General features: G+C 52.6%; 18 protein-coding genes and 1 pseudogene. 14 read left to right on the top strand and 5 right to left on the bottom strand.

Annotation, left to right across the window (positions count from 1 at the left end; genetic code table 11):
• The 4 genes and pseudogenes from J3350_RS12035 to J3350_RS12020 all read right to left on the bottom strand — a co-directional run.
• A pseudogene (locus J3350_RS12035) lies at positions 1-712 on the bottom strand (relaxase/mobilization nuclease domain-containing protein); the annotation flags it as partial.
• Between the two features lie 251 nt (positions 713-963).
• Positions 964-1,419 carry a DUF3592 domain-containing protein gene (locus tag J3350_RS12030; protein ID WP_015537049.1) on the bottom strand — a complete coding sequence of 152 codons (456 nt, stop codon included), beginning with the start codon at positions 1,417-1,419 and terminating at the stop codon, positions 964-966.
• Between the two features lie 826 nt (positions 1,420-2,245).
• Positions 2,246-3,514 carry a GHKL domain-containing protein gene (locus tag J3350_RS12025; RefSeq protein ID WP_207686777.1) on the bottom strand — a complete coding sequence of 423 codons (1,269 nt, stop codon included), beginning with the start codon at positions 3,512-3,514 and terminating at the stop codon, positions 2,246-2,248.
• Positions 3,511-4,209, bottom strand: a complete 699-nt coding sequence (locus J3350_RS12020; RefSeq protein ID WP_005924492.1) for a LytTR family DNA-binding domain-containing protein — start codon at positions 4,207-4,209, stop codon at positions 3,511-3,513. The genes J3350_RS12025 and J3350_RS12020 overlap by 4 nt, the downstream gene beginning before the upstream one ends.
• Before the next feature lie 179 nt (positions 4,210-4,388).
• On the opposite strand from J3350_RS12020, the gene J3350_RS12015 reads away from it, so the two are divergent.
• The 14 genes from J3350_RS12015 to J3350_RS11950 all read left to right on the top strand — a co-directional run bounded on the left by J3350_RS12015 (position 4,389) and on the right by J3350_RS11950 (position 19,965).
• On the top strand, positions 4,389-4,976 hold the full coding sequence (locus J3350_RS12015) for an accessory gene regulator B family protein (RefSeq protein WP_005924490.1): 588 nt from the start codon (positions 4,389-4,391) through the stop codon (positions 4,974-4,976).
• A gap of 12 nt (positions 4,977-4,988) precedes the next feature.
• A complete protein-coding gene (locus J3350_RS12010) occupies positions 4,989-5,159 on the top strand; it encodes a hypothetical protein (RefSeq protein ID WP_005924488.1) in 171 nt (56 codons plus the stop codon).
• Between the two features lie 12 nt (positions 5,160-5,171).
• Complete coding sequence (locus J3350_RS12005) at positions 5,172-5,708, top strand: DUF5626 family protein (RefSeq protein ID WP_242983623.1); 537 nt, start codon at positions 5,172-5,174, stop codon at positions 5,706-5,708.
• Between the two features lie 13 nt (positions 5,709-5,721).
• Positions 5,722-5,868, top strand: coding sequence for a cyclic lactone autoinducer peptide (locus J3350_RS12000; protein WP_081027705.1), 147 nt, complete (start codon positions 5,722-5,724; stop codon positions 5,866-5,868).
• A 113-nt stretch (positions 5,869-5,981) separates the two neighbouring features.
• Complete coding sequence (locus tag J3350_RS11995; protein WP_005943373.1) at positions 5,982-6,263, top strand: hypothetical protein; 282 nt, start codon at positions 5,982-5,984, stop codon at positions 6,261-6,263.
• Between the two features lie 202 nt (positions 6,264-6,465).
• Positions 6,466-7,032 (top strand): hypothetical protein, encoded by a 567-nt coding sequence (locus tag J3350_RS11990; RefSeq protein ID WP_005934531.1) that lies wholly within the window; start codon positions 6,466-6,468, stop codon positions 7,030-7,032.
• A 12-nt stretch (positions 7,033-7,044) separates the two neighbouring features.
• Positions 7,045-7,782 (top strand): DUF3658 domain-containing protein, encoded by a 738-nt coding sequence (locus J3350_RS14020; RefSeq protein WP_223387800.1) that lies wholly within the window; start codon positions 7,045-7,047, stop codon positions 7,780-7,782.
• 198 nt (positions 7,783-7,980) lie between these two features.
• Positions 7,981-9,471 (top strand): recombinase family protein, encoded by a 1,491-nt coding sequence (locus J3350_RS11980; protein ID WP_207686776.1) that lies wholly within the window; start codon positions 7,981-7,983, stop codon positions 9,469-9,471.
• A 215-nt stretch (positions 9,472-9,686) separates the two neighbouring features.
• Complete coding sequence (locus J3350_RS11975; RefSeq protein ID WP_097793046.1) at positions 9,687-10,397, top strand: LytTR family DNA-binding domain-containing protein; 711 nt, start codon at positions 9,687-9,689, stop codon at positions 10,395-10,397.
• Complete coding sequence (locus J3350_RS11970; protein WP_207686775.1) at positions 10,394-11,677, top strand: ATP-binding protein; 1,284 nt, start codon at positions 10,394-10,396, stop codon at positions 11,675-11,677. The genes J3350_RS11975 and J3350_RS11970 overlap by 4 nt, the downstream gene beginning before the upstream one ends.
• Positions 11,678-12,031: 354 nt before the next feature.
• On the top strand, positions 12,032-15,103 hold the full coding sequence (locus tag J3350_RS11965) for a glycoside hydrolase family 3 N-terminal domain-containing protein (protein ID WP_242700273.1): 3,072 nt from the start codon (positions 12,032-12,034) through the stop codon (positions 15,101-15,103).
• A 69-nt stretch (positions 15,104-15,172) separates the two neighbouring features.
• On the top strand, positions 15,173-17,590 hold the full coding sequence (locus tag J3350_RS11960; RefSeq protein ID WP_207686773.1) for a glycoside hydrolase family 3 C-terminal domain-containing protein: 2,418 nt from the start codon (positions 15,173-15,175) through the stop codon (positions 17,588-17,590).
• A 15-nt stretch (positions 17,591-17,605) separates the two neighbouring features.
• A complete protein-coding gene (locus J3350_RS11955; RefSeq protein ID WP_207686772.1) occupies positions 17,606-18,160 on the top strand; it encodes a GtrA family protein in 555 nt (184 codons plus the stop codon).
• 287 nt (positions 18,161-18,447) lie between these two features.
• Entirely contained in the window at positions 18,448-19,965 is a 1,518-nt protein-coding gene (locus tag J3350_RS11950; protein WP_207686771.1) for a sodium/proline symporter, read from the top strand.
• A gap of 62 nt (positions 19,966-20,027) precedes the next feature.
• Here J3350_RS11950 and J3350_RS11945 read toward each other — a convergent pair whose 3' ends face one another.
• Complete coding sequence (locus J3350_RS11945; protein ID WP_207686770.1) at positions 20,028-20,693, bottom strand: helix-turn-helix domain-containing protein; 666 nt, start codon at positions 20,691-20,693, stop codon at positions 20,028-20,030.
• Positions 20,694-20,739 lie beyond the last annotated feature (46 nt).

Genomic DNA, 20,739 nt, shown 5'->3' with positions numbered 1-20,739 from the left:
TTTCTTTCAAGGTGGCAAGCACGAGTTCTTTCTCAAACTTGTCACCGAGGCTGTGCGCCCGGATAAACTTCTTTCTTCCGGCTGGCAGGTAGCTGAGCCGCCCACGGCTTTTCTTGACCGTGATGCCATACTGTTGCATAAGCCTATCAGAAAAATCTTCAAAGCTGGTAGCACGGTACAATACAGACGAAATCTGTCTCCGCAAGATGTCCTTTACGGTTTCAAACTTCTTCTGCTTGGGCGGCTGTCCGGCTGCAGTGAGGGCTACGTTTTCACGGTCAAGTTTCAACTGACCACGCCTGCGCGCCCAATACTCCGCTTCGCTCACGCGCTCTTTCGAGCCGTTGAGCAGGTCAATCTGGTACAGTCCGGCACCCTCACACAGCTCCATGACCTCGACACGGAGATGCCGCATGGTCTGGGCAGTGCTGGAGTGCTTCATGCCCTCTAGCCAGTCACGGGGCTTCTGCATATAGGGCTTGCGTTCCACCTCGCGCATTCGGACGCTGCCGATCACGATGTGGACATGGATGTTTCCCGAATGGTTGTGCCCATCCGGGTGAGTGCAGACGATGGCAGGGTGACCGGGGAAGTTTTCTTCGCAGAATTTCAGGCCAAGTGCCTGTGCCTTTTCCATGGTCAAGCCGTTGTCGGCTGCATCTCTGGGGTCAAAGCTGATGATATAATGGTGGGTTTTCACGTCCGCAGACTGTTCGTAAAACAGTATTCAACAAATGACACGGCAACTGGATGTCAGGATTGGTTACTGTTCACTCCGCTAGGCCTAAAAAGCATTAAGTCCCATGACCACACCGCCGAGGTGTTGGCCATGGGACTTTTTGTGTCTGGGAGCGGCACACCTTTATCGAGGTGTAACACACTAGACTTTGTTCCAAAGTCGTGTGCCAAAGGAGATTACGCTCCTTTGAAATTTCCGTCATCATAGAGGAAAGAAACAACCTATTAACTTTCCCATGCAGCAACAATGCTTCTTTCTGGGTTTTGAGGGTCAATAGTCACTTTTATAGGTGTTCCCTTGCTCACGAGAGGCTTGAACCAAAACCAATGGGACTGTCCATAATAAGTGTCTTTTCCAATCTTGTATTGGTACCGAATCACCCAAGGATAAATTACATCTTCATCAGCAAGGTGATAGGTACTCATGTGGAATTTTATGTGAACCCTTTTTACTGCATTAACTTTTCCGGAAACAATCTTTCCGTTTTTCAGCAGGTCTGCTTTGCGGATGTCTGTAATCCATGCTACCCCGATAATTGCCATAGCAATAAGCCACGCAGCTATGAGTGCCCCGATTCCAACTTGCTTATAGGCGATAGAAATCAGAAAAGCAACAAAAATCCCAACAGCACCAAGAATATGGAGCAAATCTTTAGAAAAGAACTTATGGATTTTTTTCATGGAAAGACACTTCCTTTCTCGGTAGACAACATTATTTATTCTATTGTATCATATGCTCTGTGTTTTTTCAAACCAAGTCAAGTGATTGGTGAAACGACATGAAATAATTGCATCTCACGACAGGTCACCGAAGATAATTGGATTTTTGCAAAAAGAGGAGTAGTGTATCGTCGAAGGATGTGTTATACTCAGTCCATGGAACAATTATGAACTTTATTGTTACTCGGCAGGGTTTGGGGCAGGCACGCCCCAACAAGAAGCACTTCGGAAACGCACGAGCGTTGCAGAAGTGTAGTCCCGGAGGAACACAGAATTTTCAAGAATTGAAAATTTGTGTCCACGGGACGGTTCTTGCTCTCCACCGCTGCGCTCAAAACGCATTTCCGAAAGTTGTTTCCGAATTGTTAAGACGCAAAAATAAGTAGAGAGTTCCGCTGCTCGTGTATGTTGATCGCCGTTTGCTCCGAACGAAGTTCCTGCCCCTGTTTTGCAGCGGCGTTGGCCGAAAAGCCGGTATCACGCTCGGACGGCTCATGAAATTCTCAAGGTACGGCTTCCCCAAAAAGAAAATACCGCCCACGCAGTACAGGCGAAGGATTTTGTCGGGTGAAACAGACGGCAAAATGATCGGGTGTGTTGCGGGGCGGTAAATCTTCGCAGGAAATAAAACCGCACAGAATCGTTTCTTTACAGAAATCGCTGTGGATTTGTTGGGAATGATAACATAAGTATTGATGTGTGTCAACACTTCAGGATAATGAATACATCAGATGAATGAAACACACAAAGTACAAGCAAAAGCAAAGCAATGTTTTAGGAGAATGTTTTAATTTTCGCAGTTCAGGCGGACTTGGACGGTAAACACACCGTCTTTCTTTTTCGTATAGAAGTCACCATGGTTCTCCTGAACGATACGATTTATATTTTTTAGTCCGTAACCGTGATACTCTCCGATGCGGATTCCGCGAGAAGTATCACTGTATGGGTTTTCCAGCCGATAGAAGAGGCTTCGATACTGCTTGCGCAGCTGTAGATGAATGATTCTCTGTTCCGCTGGCAGGTCGCAACAGGCTTCGATGGCATTGTCAAATGTGTTTCCGATAATGATGCTCAAAGACAACGATGAGATCGTCAGGACTTCAGGAATCGTCACATCCAGTTTGACGTTGATGTTATTCCTTTCCGCAATTCGTAAGTAATAATTCAAAAGAGCATCAACAACAGAATTTCCGACCGCAGAAATATTTGTGGAACGCTCGAAAACATCCGTGGCAGCCTGCGCAATCTTGTGAAGTTCTTCGGTATCACCGTGTTCTGCAACTGCCTGCATCGCCAGGATGTATTTCTTCACATCATGCCGCAGAGAACGGACTTCTTCCTGGCGTTCTTTGAGCTGCTGGTAGTATTCCATTTGAAGATTGTACTGCTGTTCGTTGAACTTAACTTTGAATTTTTCCAGTTCATTTTCCCGGAGAGCTTCCACATAGAACACGATCAGGATGTTTATAAGGAGAAGCACCGCCATAAGACCGACCATATAATCCGGGAAATACTCATCCGCAGCATGATACTGTGCCACATAACAGACAGCAATACTTGCGATTTGAATCGCAATGATCGGCAGCAGCCATAGGATACGCAGAGCATTTCCTTTTCGGCTGAAAAAATGTGAGATCAGGACTACGAGTGGAATTTGAATCAGGTTTGAAAAAACAACATAGACCAACCGTGCTGCCCCAGCCTGCATTAGAATGTCGGTATCCGGGATACGCAGCCCAATCAGAAGCATTGCAAGCACTTCCACCAAAGCAATCAGTGTGAAGAAAGCTCCGCTTGCAAAAACCGCCTGCCACGGTCGAACCTCATAGAACAGCAATGCAAGGAAAAATCCGCCAACTAAAAGATAGATCGTGCGCTGCGTCACCCAATCCGGGAATAAACTCAAAGCACACTGCCCAGCAATCAAGAGTGCAACATAGGCATAGAACCACCTTGAGACGGGCTCCTTTTTGGGAAACAGCCGACCGATAAAAAGCAGCAACAGGGCAATGTTGGCAAAGCTCCCTGCAAACTCAACGAAATAATAAAGCATCATCTTCCCAAATAAGCGTTGAAGATCTGATTGAACTCCTGACGCTTCCTCCTGCTGATCGGCAGCTGATGTCCGCTGGAAAGAAAAACAGCGGTTCCCGTAGCGTAAACAATGTGTTCCATGTTGACGAGATAACTTTTGTGTGGTGACACAAAGCACCGTTTGGGAAGCTGCTCCAAGGCTTCAGGAATGCTCATTCGCAATGTAAGGTCTTGCTCCTTGCAGTGAATCAGAACTTTATGTCCGTGGCTTTCCAGAAAGTAAATGTCCGATGTTTCCAAGGACATGGTAACACCATCGTATTCGATCGTGAAATGTTTGGAGTTCAGTTCCTGAAGGACGGCATCCATTGCCGCAGCGAACAGCGTCTGATCCAAAGGTTTGACAAGGTAGCGGAATGCAATGCCATATCCCTGCACAGCGTACTCATGCCGCTTCGTGACAAATACCACCAAAGGATGCTTCTCCATCTGAATCAAAGACTGCGCCAGCTGAAAACCGTTGGATGGCATCTCGATATCGAGAAGAAGCAGATCAAAGGATTTCTTCTGCATTTGCAATTCGCTCAGAAGTTCGTTTCCATCCATGTAAGTTTCAATGTCAAAGCAGCCTTGCACATCGTACTGCTGGACGCTTTGAACAATGCCATCAAGGTCTGATTTCTCATCATCGCAGACTGCAACGTGGTACTTCAGCATTTCGACAACCTCCACAAAATAATGTCCTGCTACTATTATAGACTGTGCAAAGGCTCCTTACAAGTAGCCTGACCTACCACTTTTGTCACCAGAACGACCAGTTTTGCCAAACCTCTTGATTTTGCTGAAATTTATGATACAGTGAAGCAAAAATCAGAAGATAAGGTGGCGCAACTGCAATGTGGGAACGCACGCTGTCTCAAAAATCAGTCCGTCTTTTCTGCGAGCAAAAAGTGATAGATGAAGCAAAGGCGGATGCGTATGTCTATGGGTACGAGTTGCTCATATCATCTGTTGTGAGCGTTCTGCTTGTTGTTTTAATCGCTGTTGTGTGTGGTGATGTGCGGTACGCACTTTCATTTTTGATTGGGTTTATCCCACAGCGAATCTACATTGGCGGATACCATGCAACATCGCACACCAGATGCTATTTGGCATTCTCCGGACTGGCACTTATCTGCATTTTGCTAAGTAAGGCAATCGCAGCAAATCACCTTTTCCGTATCCTGACAACAGTAGCTCTTTTGGGCATCTCTATCTTTCTCTCACCTATCGAAGCAAAGAATAAGCCTTTAAGTGAAAAGAAGCGGTCAAGTTACAAGATGGTCGCATCTGTTCTTTCGTCAATAGATTTCCTGCTTGCCATTTTTAATGTGCTTCCGTATACACGTCATGTAGTTTGCTACTATCTCTCCAAATGGGTATTGATTGTATTCTCAACAATTCCTTTGGTTCAACAAAAATTTAATGCCAACTTTTGTAGATAGGGAGGTGATAACATGAAAAAAAACAAATGGGTGCTGCTTCTTATCGCTTTTGTTGCATTTTTGGTATTGGTTTATTTTATTGGTGCTTGCCTTAATGCAACGGCAGAGGCATTGACAATTATTTCGCTCTGCATCGGCATACTGGTCATTTATTTAGTCGTAAAAGCAATCAAATCAAAATAAGGAAAGGAAAATGTGATCATTAGTACAAGAAAATTTATCAAAAAACTTACGGCGAGTCTGCTTTTTATTGCGGTTGTAATGTCGTTTGGCGTTCAGTCTGCCTTCGCTGAATCGAATTCACCGAAAGCTACCGTTAAGAACAACGTTGTTACTTTTAGCAATCTCGATCAACTGAAGGCAAACGAGAAGCTCACAATTGCGGTAGTTGACAGTAATGGTGATCCAGCAACTATTACTATCGAGTCAGTGGACAATTCAATTTCTCGTGTAGCGAAATCGTCGAATTCTTGGAAGGTTTCGTATAAGGGAGTGGTGATTCATGCATATTTTTATATGACAGTGACGAATAACAAAGTCACAAATGCATGGGACTATTCGATTACAACTTTGGGTTCCACATATAGTGATGCAAGTTTGACGTATAACTCCAGTTCGGCAAAACTCACCTTTACCAGTAACGCTTATAATGGTATTGCTTCTCATACTTGCTGGCTGAAGGGAACTCCTCGCGGAACAAACAATGAAGTCGATGTAACGTATTCTATGTAATGTGGAGGACAATATGAAACAGAATTCACAAAAACTGATTTTTTTCCTGAGTAAAATTACATGTGCTTTTGCAATGGCGATTGCAGTCTTAAGTGTGAATAGCACCTGCTGCTTTACAGCGTATCAGCCGGATGTCCCTGAATCGCTTGATCGCAACTAAACTCATATGATAGACATTACCCATTGCTATCATGATATTTTGTATTCGTATGATTCCGGTGGACACCTTATGGATACTACAAAATCGTACCATCAAGCTGTGGGAGGCTAAGAATGAAAAAAGGCAAAAGCAACTTTTTTCTTATTGCTCCTTTTGCTCTTTGGGGCTGCATTTCAGTATGGACTAGTAATCTTGTCCGATTGACAGATAAAAGCGCAGTACCTTATGCTTGGGCTTCTTTGTTTTTCTCATATGGAATCGTAGCAGTGCATTATATCCAAGTGGCAGTATCCTCCAAAGGCTGTAACAATGCCGAAAACGAAAAAATTGCATGGGTTCAGCTTGGGCTTTCAACTTTGTTCTTGATAGTAGCTGTTGTTCTAGCTATTCAATGAAGGAAAGCAAAGTAATCACCCAAAGCAGTGTAAGGTCACAATATTTTCTATTCCAACAGTATTCTAGTAGTTTCAGCATTTGTATGGTTCACATTTATTTGCCGAGGAGTATACACCTGAAGGGGAAAATTTAATGAAGGTGATTCCAATGGAGCTTTAGTGTATTGAGTGAAGAAAAAAATAAATTAGGAGGAAGTATACTATGACTAACAAAATCAAACGGCTGATTTCCATTCTATTGGTCACGGTTTTATTTCTCCTGACCATTCAGCCAGCATTTGCAACTGGAAATAAGAGAAAGATCGATGATTATTCGATAGAAGAACTTCTCAATCTTTCTGTGCAAGAACAAGAGAATCTCGGATTTTATGTTTTGGCCGAGGTTCCAATGCGCATTCCTGTTTCTAATACAGACGGCTCAAGAGTTGTATCGTATATTGATGGAACATGGAGAGTTCTTTATACAAAGGCCAATGGATTGGGCTTTTATATGAGTGGAACTACCGTCGGTATTGGCCCGGATTTAATAAAAAATGTTTCAGGAACGGATTACTACACGAGCTATTCCGATAACATCGAACGAAGCTGCCCATTTTCAACGACAGCACTAGTTCCAGAACAAAGTATATATAATACAACCTATACATATGACTTCTATGATGTTGGAACTTATCTTGATTGCAGCGTTGGGTGTTATTTTGGAGTGGTTGGCTCAAGCAAACCAATCTATTGGAGTGCAACTACACAAGTTACCATCCCGAAATTATGATTTTGACCAGCTATGGATGAAATTGTTTTTGAACCCAGTGATGTCAATATGTTAGCAGCTTTAGGCATCGTCGAAAGTGTAAAGTTGTTTCCGTTTATGTTATCAATGGGAGAACTTCAATATGCTTGCGATTCAGAATATCGTTGCAAACAATTCGTGAATTGCCTTTCAGAATATTATCCTGACAGCCAAATTGAAGCTAGACAACTGTGGTCGAAATATCATGGTACAGCGAATGCGGTTCAATGTGATATGATAAATCATAAGCCACTGCGTGTTTGGGTCAGGAGTTCTGCCGATTGTTGGTGCGGCATTTATTATATTTGTTACTATGCAGCAAAGTATGGTACAAATAGAATTTTGCTTGCATCCAGAGAAGGTCTGAAAGAATTTATGGAAGGGAAAACCGATAAGATCTCACAAAAGTATTTGACGGAAGAAACTATTACTGAGTATGCCAAAAGATGGGGAAAGCTATTAAACGAAAACACCTCCATGCGTATTTGGCATGCGAACGATGTTAAAAGCGTTAACATAGATTATTTCGACCAGAGAATTATTAGTTTAGTATCGAGAATTCCTATTTCGGTTGGTGAACTTACCGCAGACGTATTAAAAGCGATTTCTGCGCCGGTAAGTGACTGGTATGTCATGAAACGCATAGAAGCACTTTTGAAAAAGGGTGTTCTTCAAGTCGTTATTCCAAACAAAATCTTTTATAATACCATCGTCCAGCTAAACGAAGAATAAAGGAATCCGAGCAAGTCGGCCCAACAGTCACCTCATTTCAACGAGAGGGGTGGCTGTTGGGTCAATTGTTCAAAAAGAAAAACTGAAGATAATAAAAAGTCTTGATTTCTCCATCAAAACATGGTATATACATTATACGAAACAGTGCTTTGAAAGAACGCTCCACCGTTCAATGACGTGTAAAGAGAGGTGCTTGCCATGACCGCTGTGATCTACGCCCGCTATTCCAGTGATAACCAGCGCGAAGAATCCATCGAAGGCCAGATTCGTGAATGCACGGCCTATGCCGAAAAGAATGACATCACTATCGTCAAGCACTACATTGACCGCGCCATCTCTGCCAAGACGGATAATCGCCCTCAATTCCAACAGATGATAAAGGACAGCGACAAGAAGCTGTTTGATATTGTTCTGGTCTGGAAACTTGACCGCTTTGCCCGGAATCGCTACGACAGTGCCCGGTATAAGACCCAGCTGAAGAAGAACGGTGTCAAGCTCATGTCGGCTACGGAGATCATCTCCGAGGGGCCAGAGGGTATCATTCTGGAATCGGTTCTGGAGGGCTATGCAGAATACTACTCTGCCGACCTTGCCGAAAAGGTTGTCCGTGGACAGACAGAGAACATCCTGAAAGGCCGCTGCAACGGTGGTCGTGGAACGTTTGGATATACGCTGGATTCCGAGCGGAAATTTCACATCGACCCGCTTGCCTCCCCTTTCGTGCTGGAATCGTTCACGAAGTATCGGGATGGCCTCACGATGAAAGAGATTCGGGACTGGCTGAATGAAAACGGCATCAAGAACCCGGTCGGAGGCGAATTTACTTACAACAGCGTGGAGCACATGCTCAAAAACCGGCGTTATATCGGAGAACTGAAATTCCGGGATGTGGTCGTGCCGGATGCGATTCCGCCCATCGTGCCGCTGGAACTGTTCGATGATGTGCAGGAAAAGATTGCCAAAAACAAGAAAGCCCCTGCCCGAAGAAAGGCAGAGGACGATTACCTGCTGACAACCAAGCTGCACTGTGGTTGCTGCGGTGCGCTGATGTTTGGCGAAAGCGGCACAAGCCGGACGGGAGAAGTCCACCGCTACTATAAATGTGCCACGGCCAAAAAGAAGAAGGGCTGCAAGAAGAAAACTGTCCGCAAACAGTGGCTGGAAGATCTGGTGGTGAACCAGACCATGCAGCTTGTCCGGGACGATGCCGCCATGGAATCCATTATCGCCAAGGTCATGGAGCTGCAAGACCGAGAGAACACCAACCTTCCTCTCTATGAGAAACAGCTCCGGGATGCAGAATCGGGTATCCAGAATATGCTCAACGCAATTCAAGCCGGAATCCTCACCAGTTCCACCAAGGAACGGTTGGAACAGCTCGAAGAAACCAAGCGTGAGCTTGAAGCCCGCATTGCGGAAGAAAAGCTGGCAAAGCCAAAAATCAAAGAGGAATTTATCCGTTTCTGGCTGATGCGCTTCCGTAAACTGGACATGAGCCTGAAAGACCAGAGGCAAGCGTTGGTGGATACGTTCATCAATTCGATTTATCTGTACGATGATAAGGTTTTGATAACCTTTAACTATAAAGAAGGGACACAGACCATCACGTTTGAGGAAGCGGCCCAAGCCGCATCAAAGGAAAATGGTTCGGATTTGGATTGCTTTACTGCACCAATAAAAGAGCGTTGAATCATGAGATTCGACGCTCTTTTTCTATATAAGAAAGCGGCTGCACACTTTCTGCACACCGTTTGCACATTTGCCCGAATCAGGGGCTTTTCTGCGCAAGGTTTGCACAGCCTGCTTTCCTTGCAAAAACGGTTCCGCTTTTGTATAATAAAATGAGATGCCGGGCCGGAGCTGGATGCCCGGCCGGGGAACCAGAAGCGGGGGGGGTGCGGCAAATGATACGGGTAGCCATCGTGGAGGATGAAGCGGAGATCCGGGAGCAGCTGATGGGATACGTTCAGCGGTACACCCGGCAATACGGGACCGCGTTTGAGGTGAAGACCTTCGCGGACGGATTGGAGATCCTGGAGGATTACCGCCCGGCCTATGACCTGATCCTTCTGGATATCGAGATGAAGCATCTGGACGGTATGGAGACGGCCCGGCGCATCCGGGAACTGGACCCGGATGTGATGCTCGTCTTCATCACCAACATGGCGCAGTATGCCATCAAAGGCTATGCGGTGGGGGCGCTGGATTACGTTCTCAAGCCGGTGCCGTACTTTGCGTTTTCGCAGCAGCTGCAAAAGGTAGAGGCACAGCTGCGCCGCCGCACCCGGCACTATCTGGCGGTGCCGGTGGAGGGCGGCCTGCGGCGGCTGGATACCTCGCGCATTTATTACATCGAAAGCGAAGGCCATCGGGTGCATTTCTACACCGAGGAGGGCGATTTTGCGGCTCCCGGCGCGCTCAAGGCGCTGGAAGAAAAACTGGCCGACCGGCCCTTTGCCCGCTGCAACAGCGGGTATCTGGTCAATCTGGCCCAGGTGCAGGCTGTGCAGCAGAACACGGTGGAGGTGGGGCCTTATGAATTGCAGGTCAGCCGCCCCAAGCGGAAGAGCTTTCTGGCAGCCCTGACCGACTACATCGGGGGTGACGGTCTGTGACGGCACTGCCGGATATCCCGCGCCTGTACACGGCGCTGGCCGAGTGGCTGGCCGTCGTCCTGTATGCCCAGAGTCGCCCGCCCCGCTTTGCGCGGAAGATCACCCTGGCCGCCAGCGGGCTGCTGGCCGTGATGCTGGGCGTTTTTCTGGAAGCGACCGGCGAAGTGCCCATTGCGTGGTGGGTCCCCTGCATGGGCATCGCAGTGGGGATGCAGTACCTTTACCTCTGGATCACGCGGGAAGAAAACTGGCTGGAAGCAGCCTACGACTGCGCCCGCAGCTTCATTCTGGCCGAATTTGCGGCCAGCGTCGAGTGGCAGCTGCACTGCACCATTTTTCCGCAGCACGGCGTGGGAGAGCCGATGGCGCTGTTCCTGCTGCTGTCGGTCTACAGCGGTCTGTTCGGGGTGATGTACGGGCTGGAGCGCAAGCGCCCCCACCCGACCGGACATTTGGACGTCAGCAATACGGCGGCTCTGGTGGCCGTCGTCATGGCGGCGACGGCCTTTGCCGTGAGCAACCTGAACTTCCTGAACGGGGAAGTGACCATGAGCGTTTTCTACATCCGGACGCTGGTGGATTTCTGCGGCGTTCTGATCCTGACCGTTGAGCACGAGCAGCTGCGGGAAGAGGCGCTCCACAAGGAGCTGACCGCCATGGACAGTGTGCTCCACCGTCAGTACGAGCAGTACAAGCGGAGCAAAGAGGGCATCAAGCTCATCAACCGGCGGTATCATGAGCTGAAGGTGCAGATCGCCGACATCCGCGCCGAGCGGGACCGCGCCAAGCAGGACGCGGCGCTGGCCCGGATGGAGTCCGGCATTTTGCAGTATGAGGCCGAGAACAAGACCGGCAACCCGGTGCTGGATACCTTATTGACGGCCAAAAGCATGGACTGTCAGGAGAAGAACATCCGGATGACCAGCGTGGCCGACGGCCGGGCGCTGGGGTTTCTGACCACGCGGGAGATCTGCACCATCGTGGGCACCGCGCTGGACAACGCCATCGAGAGCTGCGCCGCAGAGCCGGACCCCGAAAAACGGCTCATCCGGACGGCGGTCTATGTCCAGAACGGGTTCGTGATGTTCCGCTTCGAGAACTACTGCGCCCAGCCGGTGGAGCTGGGGGCGGACGGTCTGCCCGCGCAGAGCGCCCACGGCGGCTACGATTTGAAGAGCCTGCGTTCGGTGGCGCAGCAGCACGGCGGCAGCATGACCGTCCATTGGGAGAACCGGTGGTTCACGGTGCGGCTGCTGATGCCCATGCCCAAAGAAAAATGACGACCCGCTCCGTCTCACTTCGTTCGACAGCTCCCCCGAAAGGGGGAGCTTTTGTTGTGCTTGAAAGCACGCATAAAACCTCGCCCTTCGGGAGAGGTGGCAGTGCGCAGCACGGACGGAGAGGGTATGGCATCTTGCACAAATAACGCCGCCTCTTGTTTGTGTATTAGCACAATAAAAATTGAAATCAATTTGAGACTTTTTGCAAATTGTGCATCCAAAACGACAGGTTGTGCGGAGAACGGTTCGTTTTGCGGTTTATATGATAAAATGACATCAAGCAAAGGAGTGGACGCACTCCTGAGAACAGCCATGAACCGGGTCGTGTACCCAAAAGAGAAGGAGTTAACAGTTATGGCACAGAAAAAGAAGGACGGTAAGATGATGGGCAAGATCATCAAAACTGCCGTTTCGGGTGTGTTGTGTGTCGCATTGGCGGGCGGTATAGTTGCAGCCAATGTGCTGATCCCGCCTAATGCCAGCAGCGTGCAGAGCATTTTGGGTCTGAAGAGCGGCGGCATCGACAACAGCAAGGCAAAGACCGAAGGCATCAATATGGAATACAGCAAGCCCGGTTTTGATACAGAGGCTGCGCTGGTTGAGGATGAGATCGCTCTGAATAAGAAGATCGCCGCCGAGGGTATCGTTCTGCTGAAGAACGATGCGGGAAAGATGCCGTACAGCACGGATACGACCTTCAGTTTTGTCAGCCATTCGGCAGTCAGCTACATTGGCGGCAATAAGGTCGATATGAAAACTGCTTTTGAAGATGCAGGCTTTGGCGTTAATGAAGCGCTCTGGAAGTTTTATTCCGAAGGCAACGGCAAGGACTACGGTCTGGGCGTTGGTTCCGTTTCCTACGGTGATGACGAGGACTTTTCCATCAACGAATGCCCCTTGTCTGTTATGAAAGCAGAGCCAGGTCTGACCGATTCCATGAAGAATACGGTTCCTGTTTTTGTGTTCAGCCGTGTGGCGGGCGAAGGCCGTGATATGCCCCGCTCCATGTACAACCACACCGATGTGGAAGAGGACAAGACCAAGACTTATCTGGAGCCGGATTCTACGGAACTGGAGATCCTTCAGTATCTGAACGACAACTTTGACGATGTGGTGCTGCTGCTGAACTCCAGCGCAGCGTTAGACCTGAGCTGGGTCAAGAATTACCCCAGCATCCATACCGTCATTTCGGCTCCCGCTATGGGTGATTATGGTCTGTGCTCTCTGGCAGAGATCTTCTCCGGCAAGGTGAATCCTTCCGGCCGCACCGTGGACACCTACGAGATGGATGCCATGAACAGCCCTGCCGCCCAGAACTTTGGCGACTTTGCCTACTATGACGAGGACGGCAGCCTGACCAAGTACAACTACGTCAGCTACAAAGAGGGCATCTATGTTGGCTACCGCTACTACGAGACCCGCTACGAGGACAAGGTGCTGGGTCAGGGCAATGCCGGTGATTACAACTATGCGGATGCTGTGATGTATCCCTTTGGATACGGCCTGTCCTACACGGATTTTGAGTGGTCTGATTACGATACCAGCTGGGATGGCGATACCTGCACCGTGACTGTCAAGGTCACCAATACGGGTGATGTGGCTGGCAAGGATGTCGTACAGGTCTATGCACAGAGCCCCTATACCGATTACGACAAGGCAAACAAGGTGGAAAAGGCTGCTGTGGAGCTGGTGGGCTATGCCAAAACTGCAGAGCTGGCTCCCGGCGCAAGCGAAACCGTAACGGTTACTTTTGATCAGGAGCAGCTGAAGTCTTACGACTACGTCAATGCCAAGACCTACATTCTGGATGCGGGCGATTATTATATCACCGCAGCCAAAAACGCACACGAAGCAGTCAACAACATCCTCTCTGCCAAGGGCAAGACCGTGGCAGACGGCATGACCTCCGACGGCGACACTGCTTTTGTTGCAACCTACACCCCGGCAAACGGCACCGTGGATACCACGACCTACAAGCTCGACACCACGACTGGTGTGGAGATCACCAATCAGCTCGACCATGCAAACGGCGACTTGCAGTATCTCTCCCGCAATGACTGGACGGGCACTTGGCCGACTACCGATGGTGAAGTCAGCGACCAGATCAGCACTTGGGGCAACGACATCAACGGTACGGATGCGAACGGCAATCCGGCTTCCTACACCTACTACAAGACAATCAGCAACGAAGACCTCGCACAGATGGATTCCTTCGACTCTCTGAATCCCACCGACCCCTCTACCCTGACTGATGAGATCGTTTATGGCAAGGACAACGGTCTGGGTCTGATCGATATGCGCGGTCTGGATTACAACGACCCCAAATGGGATGACCTGCTCGACCAGCTGACTCCCAGTGATTACCAGACCCTGATTACGCAGTCTGGTTACGGCACTTCTGCTATCAAGTCTGTTGATAAACCCGCCGCGACCGACCGCGACGCTGCCACCGGCCTGGTCAACTACGGCGTTGATGCAAGCGGAAACTTCTACTTCAAGGGCAACATCACGCACTGCGGCGTGATCGTTCTGGCACAGACCTACAACGATGATCTGGCCTACCACTATGGCGAAAACATCGGCGACGAATCCTACTATCTGAATGTTGATGGCTGGTATGCTCCGGCTGTCAATATGCACCGCACTGCATTCTCCGGCCGTAACAGCGAGTATTACTCGGAAGACCCGTTTGTCGGCGGTCATATCGCTTCTCTTGAGTGCAAGGGCGTAGCTTCCCGTGGTATGTACGTCTTTGTCAAGCACTTTGCCGTCAACGATCAGGAAAACCACCGCGGCGACCGCGAGGGACAGTTCAGTATTGCAACCTTCCTGAACGAACAGGCTGCGCGCGAGATTTATCTGGAACCCTTTGAAATGTGCATCAAGACCGATGACGTCCAGATGAATTACGCAAAGGACAACGGCGATGGCACTTACAGCAATGCCACCAGAGAAATCCCGTCCGTGACCGGCGTTATGACTTCCTTCAACCGCATTGGCTATACATGGGCCGGCGGCGACTACAACCTTGTTACCGGTGTCCTCCGCAATGAGTGGGGCTTCCACGGCTTCATTATCACCGATAATGCAAATACCGGCGTGTTCATGGATGCAGGTCAGATGATTCGGGCCGGTGCAGACGGAAAGCTGACGAACCTGCCCGCTGGCGCACGGTACACCTTTAACAAGGATGACGTTGCAGACTACCACTACGGTCGTGAAGCGATCCATAACATCCTGTACACCATTGCAAACTCCAAAACGATGAACGGCGGTATGCCGGGCAGCCGCTATCTGGCAAAGGTCGAGCCTTACCAGAAGGTCATCTACGCAGTGGATGGTGTCTGCGGCGGTCTGATCGCGGTTCTGGTCGTTCTGACGATCCTCCGCTTCCGCAAAAAGAAAGAGGACGCAAAAACCGTCTGATCAACACATAGGAACAGAAGGGGCGGCGGGCAAACGCCCGCCCCATTTTTTGATTGTCAGGAGAGACCCATGAAACACACAGATATCATCAACAGCCTGGATCTGGAGCAGAAATGTGCGCTGCTGTCCGGCGGCACGGTGTTCGACACCCGCGCCCTGCCGGGCAAGGGCATCCCGTCCATCACCCTGTCGGACGGCCCCAACGGTGTGCGCAAGCAGGCCGGTGCGGCAGACCACCTGGGCCTGAACCCCAGTGTGCCGGCCACCTGCTTCCCGACTTCGGCCACCGTGGCCAACAGCTGGGACCCCGCCCTGGGCGAGGCCGTCGGCGAGGCCATGGGCGAAGAGGCCGCAGCACAGGAGGTCTCGGTGCTGCTGGGCCCCGGCCTGAACATCAAGCGCAGCCCGCTGTGCGGCCGCAACTTTGAGTATTTCTCGGAGGACCCCTATCTGGCGGGCAAGATGGCCGCAGGCTACGTCCGCGGCATCCAGAAGAACGGCATCGCGGCCTGCCCCAAGCACTTTGCCGTCAACAGCCAGGAGCTGCGCCGCATGGCCAGCGACTCCATCGTGGATGAGCGCACCCTGCGCGAGCTGTACCTGACCGGCTTTGAGATCGTGGTCAAAGAGGCAAAGCCCAAGACCATCATGTCCTCCTACAACCTCGTCAACGGCACCTACGCCAATGAGAACGCCCACCTGTTACAGGATATCCTGCGCCGGGACTGGGGCTTCGACGGCGCAGTCGTCACCGACTGGGGCGGCTCCAACGACCACGCACTGGGCGTGAAGAACGGCTCCACGCTGGAGATGCCGTTCCCCGGCGACGATTCCGTCCGCGAGCTGATGAAGGCCGTGGAGAGCGGCAAGATCTCGGAACACGATGTGGACGCCCGGCTGGACGAGCTGCTGGAACTGGTACTCGACACCAAGGCCGCCGTCGAAAAGGCACCCCGCACCTTTGACGCCGCTGCGCATCATGCACTGGCCCGCCGCGCCGCTGCCCAGAGCATCGTTCTGCTCCGGAACGAGGGCGCGCTGCTGCCGCTGAAGAAAGGCGAGAAAATCGCTGTCCTCGGTGACTTTGCCAGGACGCCCCGCTATCAGGGCGCCGGTTCCAGCGCCGTCAACTCCATCCAGGTGGATTCCTTCCTGGACTGCCTGACCGAGAGCGGCCTGACCAATGTCGGCTATGCCCAGGGCTTTGACCGCCAGGGCAAGGCCGACGAGGATCTGAAGAAGGAAGCCGTCGCGCTGGCGCAAAACGCCAACGTCGTCCTGCTCTGCATGGGTCTGGACGAGATCAAGGAGAGCGAAGGCCTCGACCGGATGGACATGAAGCTGGCACAGAACCAGCTGGATCTGCTGGCTGCGGTCGCTGCCGTCAACCCCAACGTGGTCGTCCTGCTCAGCGCAGGCTCCTCGCTGGAGACCCCGTGGCTCAAAGACTGCAAGGCGCTGGTCTACGGCTGCCTGGGCGGTCAGGCTGGTGCGGGCGCTCTGGTGGACGTGCTGACCGGCACGGTCTGCCCCGGCGGCAAGCTGGCCGAGACCTGGGCCAATGCTTACAGCGATTCCCCGGTGAAAGACCACTTCGCAGGCGAGGGCCGCACCGTCCAGTACCGCGAGGGCCTGTATGTGGGCTACCGCTACTTTGAGACGGCGGGCAGACCCGTGGCCTTCCCCTTCGGCTACGGCCTGAGCTACACCACCTTTGCTTACAAAGACCTCAAGGCCGCACCGGAAGGCGTGACCCTGACCGTGACCAACACCGGCAAGTGCGCCGGTGCCGAGGTCGTCCAGCTCTACGTCGCCAAGCCCGACGCCAAAGTCTTCCGCCCCGCACAGGAGCTCAAGGGCTTTGCCAAGGTCTGGCTGGAAGCGGGCGAGAGCAAGACCGTCTCCATCCCGCTGGACGATAAGGCCTACCGCTACTGGAACATGGCCACCGACAGCTGGGAGGTCGAAGGCGGCAGCTATCAGCTCCGCGTGGGCGCGTCCAGCGCCGACATCCGCCTGACGGCGGAGGTCGTGGTGCTGGGTTCCGGTGCGCCGGACCCCTATCAGAGCGTGGATCTGCCCCATTACAGGACGGGCGAGATCACCAGCGTTCCGGATGCCGAGTTCGCCGCCCTGCTGGGCCGTCCCATCCCGGAAGACAAGATCCGGATCGACCGCAACATGACGCTGGGCGAGCTGGGCCACGGCCGCAGCCCGCTGGGCTGGCTCGTGGCGGCGGTGCTGGGCCTGCTGCTCAAGCGGAGCATCCAGCGCGGCAAGCCGGACCTGAACATCCTGTTCCAGTACAACATGCCGCTGCGCGCGCTGGCCAAGATGACCAACGGCGCCATCAGCATGGGCATGGTGGACGGCATCGTGATGGAAGCGCAGGGCTTCTGGATCATCGGTCTGCTGCGGGTCCTCGTGGAGGCTGTGAAGAACATCGCCCAGAACGGCGCGATGGAAAAACGCCTGAAAAACAGCTGAAAGGGAAGAACTGCTATGAATTTCTGGAACAACTTTGCGGCCAAGCACCCCGCCGCTGCCAAGTGGGTGCGTGAGGGCGGTCTGTTCGTCATCGTCTCCAACCTCATCACGGTGTTCAAGTACCTGCTGCTGCAATTCCTGCCCAAGGCCTTTGCAAGCCTGCCGGTGGTGGACTTCGGCTGGCCGGGCATCGACATCACCCTCTTCGGCGAGACCTTCAAGTGGAACATCCTCGGCTATGACGCTGCCCACGGCGGCCTGCCCTACTTCTGCGCCTACATGGTCGCCATGATCGTGGGCGAGTGCATCAACTTCCCCATCCAGCGCAGCTTTGTGTTCCGCAGCAAGGGCAATCTGGCCAAGCAGATCGGCTGGTACGTGCTGGCCTTCTGCGTCATCACCTGCATCGTCAACTCCATCAACTGCATCTGGGTCGCGGTGGCCGGTCTGCTGGTGCCCGACTTCATCTACAACATCGGCACCACCGTGCTCAACGGTGGTATCTCGATGATCATCTTCTTCTTCGTCAACAAGATCATCTTCCCCGAAGGCGAAGCCAGGAAGAACTGAAAACAGCCATCCACCTTCATCATTTTCATTTCTCCATAAAGACAAAACGCCCGGTGCCGCACAGGAACCGGGCGTTTTGTTGTGCCGGGCCGTTCCGCCCCGCAGAAGGAGCGCGAGTGGAGCGGGGAACGGCGGGCGCTCTGTGGTCGTTTTGCGGGTTTTCTGTGCGCCGGACGCGGACTTTTTGCCAATAGGGCCGAAGTTTTCAAAAAACCTTGCACTTTGATGCTTTACTGTGGTAAAATCAGAACATCCTTCCAAATGGGAAAGTAGAGGAGGAAAGGAATATGAGCAATCTCTGTATCATTGTTACCATCGTTGTCTATCTGGCGGCGATGCTGCTCGTTGGATTTGCCTACAGCAAGTCCAACAACGACAGCACCGATTTTTACCTGGGCGGCCGCAAGATGGGCCCGCTGGTCACGGCCATGAGCGCCGAGGCCAGCGATATGTCCAGCTGGCTGCTGATGGGAATGCCCGGCCTTGCGTACCTGAGCGGCATCGCGTCCCCCGGCTGGACGGCCATCGGCCTGGCGCTGGGCACCTGGCTGAACTGGCTCATCGTGGCCCGGCGGCTGCGGCGGTACTCGGCCAACCTGAACGCCATCACGGTGCCGCAGTTTTTATCGCTGCGGTTCCATGACCAGCGCAACCTGCTCAATGCACTGGGCGCGGTCATCATCATCGTCTTCTTTGTGCCCTACACGGCATCGGGCTTTGCGGCCTGCGGCAAGCTGTTCCACAGCCTGTTCGGCGTGGATTACATGGCGGCGATGCTGGTCTCGGCTCTCGTCATCGTGGGGTACACCATCCTGGGCGGCTTCCGCGCCGTGACCACCACCGACCTCATCCAGTCCATCGTCATGTCGCTGGCGCTCATCGCCGTGCTGGTCTACGGCGTGGGCGTGGCAGGCGGCTGGGACGCTGTGGTCGCCAATGCGCAGAGCCTGCCCGGCTACCTGACCATGCTGGCCAGCCACAATGCGGACACCAACACGGCCACCTCGTACAGCCTGCTGGACATCGTGTCCACCATGGCGTGGGGTCTGGGCTACTTCGGAATGCCCCACATCCTGCTCCGCTTCATGGCCATTGAGGACGAGAAAAAGCTGGTCCTGAGCCGCCGCATCGCCTCGGTGTGGGTGGTCATCGCCATGACGGCCTCCATCGTCATCGGCATGGTGGGCCTCGGCATGACCAGGGCGGGTGCGCTGGAGTTCCTGAGCGGCTCGACCAGTGAGACCCTCATCGTCCGCATTGCCAGCCTCATCAGCGCCCACGGCGCATTGGCCGCCGTGCTGGCGGGCCTTATCCTGGCCGGTATCCTGGCCGCGACCATGTCCACTGCCGACAGCCAGATGCTCGCAGCGGCGTCCAGCGTCTCCCAGAACATTTTGCAGGAGTTCGCGCACCTCAAGCTCAGCGAGAAGCAGAGCCTGTTCGCCGCCCGCCTGACCATCGTCTGTGTCAGCGTGGTGGGCGTGGTGCTGGCCCGCGACCCGGATTCCAGCGTCTTTGGCATCGTCAGCTTTGCGTGGGCCGGGTTCGGCGGCGCATTCGGCGCGGTGATGCTCTGTGCGCTGTTCTGGAAGCGCTGCAACTGGCAGGGCGCATTGGCCGGGATGCTGGCCGGAGGTCTGATGGTCTTCGTCTGGAAGTACCTCATCAGCCCGCTGGGCGGCGTGTTCGGCATCTACGAGCTGCTGCCCGCCTTCCTGACCTCGCTCGTCGTCTGCGTTGTCGTCAGCCTGGTCACCCCGGCTCCCTCGGCGGAGATCGAAGCCGAGTTCGAGGCAGCGAAGTAAAGAGGAAAAATAAGAAATGAGCCTTTGCAGAAAACGCAAAGGCTCATTTTGTATCTGGAAGATCAATTCATCACGATCAGGAGGAACTCACAAAACGGCACCGTCAGCCCGCAGCAGAAAAAGAAGAAATAATCCAGTGCGAACTTTACAAGGCGGACACCGAGGGAGAGAAGATCCAGCGAATTTGTAAGGACTGCATCCCACTCGCCCCAGTGGCGAAAATATCCGGTCTGCTCAAAGAGACGCCAAAGGTTCAGGAAGAAACACTCCAGCGCCAGAAGCAACGGAAAGATCAGGATAGACTGCATCCAGCCGTCCGCTCGGAAATCTCCATTGCCAAGGCCGTGCCAGTGAACGGCAAGAACACCGGGGTGGAAGCATACGCCCCAGACGGCCAGCAGAATGCTCAGGCAGAGCAGCGCGGCCCGGACGGAGTGCCAGTCGATGCTGTGCGGACGGCGGAGCATGGTCAGGAAATCTTCCAGTGTGGGTTCGGCGTTTGGCAGAGGAGCTACCTGCGGGTCGCGGCAGTGCATCAGGTCGGAGAGCGTCAGGCCCAGTGCGTCCGCCAGTGGTTCCAGCGTGTTGATGTCCGGCAGACCGACGCCCCGTTCCCAGCGGCTGACGGCCTTGTCGGTCACATGCAGCTGTGCGGCCAGGTCGGCCTGCGTCAGCCCGCAGGCCTTGCGGGTCCGGGCCAGAAAGGCCCCGAAATCTTTGGCGTTCATACGGTTCACATCCTTTGAGGACAGGATAGCATACCCGGCTCCAAAA

The organism is Faecalibacterium sp. Marseille-Q3530, from assembly GCF_017377625.1.
Classification (GTDB): domain Bacteria; phylum Bacillota; class Clostridia; order Oscillospirales; family Ruminococcaceae; genus Faecalibacterium; species Faecalibacterium prausnitzii_E.
Note: the sequence above shows the minus strand (reverse complement) of the source record. Positions and strands in the feature narration are given on the sequence as shown.

Coding starts and splice junctions, on each gene's coding strand:
- J3350_RS12030 (WP_015537049.1), bottom strand. CDS start 1,419: ATGAAAAAAATCCATAAGTTCTTTTCTAAAGATTTGCTCCATATTCTT.
- J3350_RS12025 (WP_207686777.1), bottom strand. CDS start 3,514: ATGATGCTTTATTATTTCGTTGAGTTTGCAGGGAGCTTTGCCAACATT.
- J3350_RS12020 (WP_005924492.1), bottom strand. CDS start 4,209: ATGCTGAAGTACCACGTTGCAGTCTGCGATGATGAGAAATCAGACCTT.
- J3350_RS12015 (WP_005924490.1), top strand. CDS start 4,389: ATGTGGGAACGCACGCTGTCTCAAAAATCAGTCCGTCTTTTCTGCGAG.
- J3350_RS12010 (WP_005924488.1), top strand. CDS start 4,989: ATGAAAAAAAACAAATGGGTGCTGCTTCTTATCGCTTTTGTTGCATTT.
- J3350_RS12000 (WP_081027705.1), top strand. CDS start 5,722: ATGAAACAGAATTCACAAAAACTGATTTTTTTCCTGAGTAAAATTACA.
- J3350_RS11995 (WP_005943373.1), top strand. CDS start 5,982: ATGAAAAAAGGCAAAAGCAACTTTTTTCTTATTGCTCCTTTTGCTCTT.
- J3350_RS11990 (WP_005934531.1), top strand. CDS start 6,466: ATGACTAACAAAATCAAACGGCTGATTTCCATTCTATTGGTCACGGTT.
- J3350_RS14020 (WP_223387800.1), top strand. CDS start 7,045: ATGGATGAAATTGTTTTTGAACCCAGTGATGTCAATATGTTAGCAGCT.
- J3350_RS11980 (WP_207686776.1), top strand. CDS start 7,981: ATGACCGCTGTGATCTACGCCCGCTATTCCAGTGATAACCAGCGCGAA.
- J3350_RS11975 (WP_097793046.1), top strand. CDS start 9,687: ATGATACGGGTAGCCATCGTGGAGGATGAAGCGGAGATCCGGGAGCAG.
- J3350_RS11965 (WP_242700273.1), top strand. CDS start 12,032: ATGGCACAGAAAAAGAAGGACGGTAAGATGATGGGCAAGATCATCAAA.
- J3350_RS11960 (WP_207686773.1), top strand. CDS start 15,173: ATGAAACACACAGATATCATCAACAGCCTGGATCTGGAGCAGAAATGT.
- J3350_RS11955 (WP_207686772.1), top strand. CDS start 17,606: ATGAATTTCTGGAACAACTTTGCGGCCAAGCACCCCGCCGCTGCCAAG.
- J3350_RS11950 (WP_207686771.1), top strand. CDS start 18,448: ATGAGCAATCTCTGTATCATTGTTACCATCGTTGTCTATCTGGCGGCG.
- J3350_RS11945 (WP_207686770.1), bottom strand. CDS start 20,693: ATGAACGCCAAAGATTTCGGGGCCTTTCTGGCCCGGACCCGCAAGGCC.